Annotated in this window: 4 protein-coding genes; 2 read left to right on the top strand and 2 right to left on the bottom strand. The window is 63.1% G+C overall.

Going from position 1 to position 3793, the window contains the following annotated elements; all coding sequences use genetic code 11:
- On the top strand, positions 1-376 hold a 376-nt coding region (locus QZV94_RS23790; RefSeq protein ID WP_293682759.1), incomplete at its 5' end, for a PEPxxWA-CTERM sorting domain-containing protein.
- Positions 377-1005: 629 nt separating this feature from the next.
- Entirely contained in the window at positions 1006-1422 is a 417-nt protein-coding gene (locus QZV94_RS23785) for a hypothetical protein (protein WP_293682757.1), read from the top strand.
- 170 nt (positions 1423-1592) lie between these two features.
- Here the strand turns inward: QZV94_RS23785 and QZV94_RS25305 are convergent, their stop codons facing one another.
- Positions 1593-1850 carry an HGGxSTG domain-containing protein gene (locus tag QZV94_RS25305; protein ID WP_367255248.1) on the bottom strand — a complete coding sequence of 86 codons (258 nt, stop codon included), beginning with the start codon at positions 1848-1850 and terminating at the stop codon, positions 1593-1595.
- Between the two features lie 38 nt (positions 1851-1888).
- A complete protein-coding gene (locus QZV94_RS23780) occupies positions 1889-2464 on the bottom strand; it encodes a PEPxxWA-CTERM sorting domain-containing protein (RefSeq protein ID WP_293682761.1) in 576 nt (191 codons plus the stop codon).
- Positions 2465-3793 lie beyond the last annotated feature (1329 nt).

The following is a 3793-nucleotide window of genomic DNA, read 5'->3' as shown; positions in this document are numbered from 1 at the left end:
AACCCTGGGCTTCGACCTCTTCGACCCGGCGTTGGCGTTCACGTCCACAGAGTTCAGGATCTTCGGCGGCACCGCCACAGAACTAACCCTGACTTTCGTGGATACCGCCGGTGAAGTTTTCACCAGCACTCTGGCCGCCTTGCCGAACGGGTTCTTCAACGCACGCGCGATCGACGGACAACAGATCGACTACTTCAGCATCGCGGCGAACGGCACGATCGGCGACGTTCGTCAGATACGGCTCGGCGGAGTAGCGTTGGACGACGGCGGAAACGTCGGCAATGCGGTACCCGAGCCCGCCACTTGGGCCATGATGATCCTCGGCTTCGGCGCAGCAGGCGCAATGCTCCGGCGTCGACGGACTGCCTTCGCTTGATCTCAGAAGAGACGATTGGAGCCCCTGCGGTTTGCGGGGGCTCTTTTCGTAACTGACGCTGCCCTCTCGGCTTCGCCCGCCATCGCTCGCAAGGTGTATCGATTGGGGTTCGGCGAGCGCTTCGTCGGAGACGTTCGGAGAGCGTTCAGCCGGGGCATGGACTGCGAGGGCTCAAATGCTTCGATGGGGAGCCGACTTGCCTCTCTGGGGCCGCGCTCCCCCCCAGTTGGCTCTGGATGACGCGCGCAATACGGCGCACGTGCAGACGGTGAACCGCTCGCCGCCGCGCGAGCCCACACCCCGTACGTGCCATGGGCGAGGGAGACCTTTTGCTTGCTAAGGCGGCGCTGGGCCCCCTTCTCGGGGCAGTCGCGAAGCGAGCGCGCGATTAGTCGCACATAGCACCGCGAGGACCTGTGGCCCCCGCTTTCCAGGCGCAGCAAAGCGCCTCCAATAGGTCGTCATCATCGATCCGCGAAGGGTTCTGCGGCCTGCCCATGGTCGAGATTCTTGAAGCCTTCGGTGTTTCAGTCAACATGAACGGCGGCTGATCAACCCGCTCAGGCTAGGCTCAGGCCGTCCCGGTCTTAATGCCTCTGCGCTTGAGGCGCTCAAATACGGATCGGCAGATGAAAAACCTCATCGGTTCCCTGCTGGCGGCGGTTGCGATCGGCGCTGTCGCCAGTCCCGCCTTCGCCCACCAGGACGACGGCTACGACGATCGTGACCGCCATGGCGGCTTTAGCCAGCATGGCGGCTATCACAACTTCGATGACCTCTACCGCCAAGACAGGCAACGCATCCAGCACGGTCTCCGCGATGGGTCCTATACCCCCCAACAGGCCAGGTACTTCACCATGAAGCTGCGCGACATCCGCCAGCTCGAGGCCTCGTACCGCTCGCGCGACGGCCGGCTCAGCCCGCAAGAAGGTCGCTACATCCGCTCCCGGCTGCAGCGTCTCCATGAAGCGATGCACCAAGCGCACAATGACGGCCATGCCCGTCAGGACGACGGCTACGGGTTGCGGGGCTACAGTCGGCGCTAACCTAATCCGCGGGCGGAGGGCCACCGCTTGCCCCGGGGTTTGGCTCGGTTGCCCTCGGGTTTATCAGGGCTCTCTCCGAACCGGCCCCGGGCGGAAGCGCCGCCGAGGGGCCTAAGCACCGTCTGGACCCATGGACGCCAACATTGCGCGAACCAAGGCGCGCGCCTAACTCAATTGCTGGGTGCGGAGGCCGTGCTTGTAGCGCCCGTTTGCCCGACCCTTCGGAGCCCCCGGTTCTTCCCACCGTGCAGGGCGCATCGGGTCTTACCTCTCATCGCTGGGGCCTTGCACGGTGTCGCGCGCCGGTAGCGGGCCAGGCCCGGCAGCGGGGAGCATCCATGGGATTGAGGGGGTTCTCCGTTTCTACCTCCCCCTTCGTGTGCCCTGACGGGCTCAGGCGATGATGTTGTTTCGTCCGCCTCGTGCATCGACATAAGGGCAGTTCCCCCAGCCGATGCTTTCGAAGTCACGCCGTCGCGAGGAGTCGCCTGCGGCGGCGGATCAGAGTGCCGGCGCCGCCGAAGCCCATGATCATCATGGCCCAAGTCGCGGGTTCAGGGATGGCCGCCGAAACCAGCACGTTGTCGAGCAACGGGCCAACGTTGTCTCCACCGGCCGTGGAGAAGCTCAGACTGTAGGCGCCCGTGGTGACAGGGGTGAAGCTCAGGGAGTACGTCGCGAACGGATCCGAGGCTGAGGTCGAGGCCAGCGTGTAGACGGCCGACGCCGTTCCGAACTCGACCGTTAGCACATCGTCAGCACCGACACGGCGGTTGGCCGCCAAGTCGTAGGTTGCGGTGTAGGTCTCACCGGCAATGAGCTCAAAGGCCGAGCTGGTGAACACGCCCGCGTTGGCGCTCGACCCGTCGAGATCGACACACTTGCTGCCGGCATTGCATAGCTCGGCGAACAATCCCGGGCCAACCAAGTCGACTGTGCCGCCGGCTACCATCCAGTTGCCCTGAAAATTCCCCTGGTTCAGGGCAACCGTGTACCCCTCAAAGTTGTCAATGAAGACAGCGGCGCTTGCTGGCGCAGCCATGGCCAAGGCCAGGACGCTCGCCGCGGCGGATGCAAAAGCTCTCATTGAAAAACCCCAGCCAAGAACGCGTCTTTGACTGCCAATCCCGCCGGTTGTCGGTTGTTCCACACAGCTGGGATCTTTCACTCCCCGCGTGAAAATGCTGCCTCGATGATGATCTGATGGATGACTAATGGCGGGCGCCTAGGCGCGGCTTGGCTAAGCCCTGTCGACGCTAGCGCCAAACGGGCGCAGCGCGTCGGGTGATGATCTCGTCTCGTCCCTCTCTAGGTTAACGATTTTGACCACCGCCCTCTCGCCCCGTTCCACGGCACTACGCGCGAAATTCTCCGCTGCTCTCACCGCCCCTCAAGAGCCGGTCGACCGGCAAGGTGCTCGGCGAATGGTCAAGCCGCTCGTTGCTCCTCTGGGAAATGAACGAGCGCGAGGCGGAGGGTTGGCGTCGAACAAAACGCGCGGGCCCGAAGCCTGTCCCCACACGTAGTCGGAACCGGCACTAAGCTTCGCCGTTATGGAGCAAGGCTGGGGAGCTCCGGATGGCATCCAAAACCTATTTGGCCGTCGACATCGGACCGATGGGCCGGTCACTGATCGACCAATTTGCGGCCTCGAACGACGTCGCCGCGGCGCGCCGAGCTATATTCGCAGCGGAAGGCGTCGTCTTAGAACTATGGCGGGAGGATCAACTTCTTGGCCGCTGGTTGCGCGTCGGCAAGAAGTTCACTCCGGTCGCATTGGGGGAGCCGGCCTTGGCTGGGGGGCCGCTTTTGACCCCCTCTTCGGGTCGTGACGAACCAAGCGCGCGATGAGTCGCACATAGCCGCCAGGGTCATACTCCCGTAGCCAGCTGAGGGCCTTGGGTCCCCGCGCTTCCCAGGCGCAGCAGAGCGCCTCCAGTGCGTCGCCCTCAATCGGTGGCGGGTTCCGCGGCCTAGCCATGGTCGGGATCGCGCGACAAAAGCCCCGGCGGTTTCCGGGTTTCTTTTCGCAAAACACACCTCGGCCATATCTTGATCGTTGTCAGTCGTTCCTTGTCGGTTCAGGTCACGGGCGCGAGCGCGGCGCTTTCCTAACGCGGGCCCGGCTAGAACTGGACCCTCTAGCGCGACAGCCGACTACTAAATCATGCCCGTAATGTCGTCCATCCGACATAATAAAGGGCGACGATTGGGCTTTTTATGTCGCCTCGACCTAATAATAAGTCACATCAGAAAGGCGCATTTGCTCGCCCAGGCTGCAAACTGACGCACGGCGGGGAACGCTCTATTCTGGCCTCGATCTTGCTGCTACCCCAAGGCAAGTTTGCTTGAGGGTCCCATGAATATAAAA

Source organism: uncultured Phenylobacterium sp. (assembly GCF_902826855.1).
GTDB lineage: Bacteria > Pseudomonadota > Alphaproteobacteria > Caulobacterales > Caulobacteraceae > Phenylobacterium.
This window is presented reverse-complemented; position numbering and strand designations above follow the sequence as displayed.

Coding starts and splice junctions, on each gene's coding strand:
- QZV94_RS23785 (WP_293682757.1), top strand. CDS start 1,006: ATGAAAAACCTCATCGGTTCCCTGCTGGCGGCGGTTGCGATCGGCGCT.
- QZV94_RS25305 (WP_367255248.1), bottom strand. CDS start 1,850: ATGCACGAGGCGGACGAAACAACATCATCGCCTGAGCCCGTCAGGGCA.
- QZV94_RS23780 (WP_293682761.1), bottom strand. CDS start 2,464: ATGGCTGCGCCAGCAAGCGCCGCTGTCTTCATTGACAACTTTGAGGGG.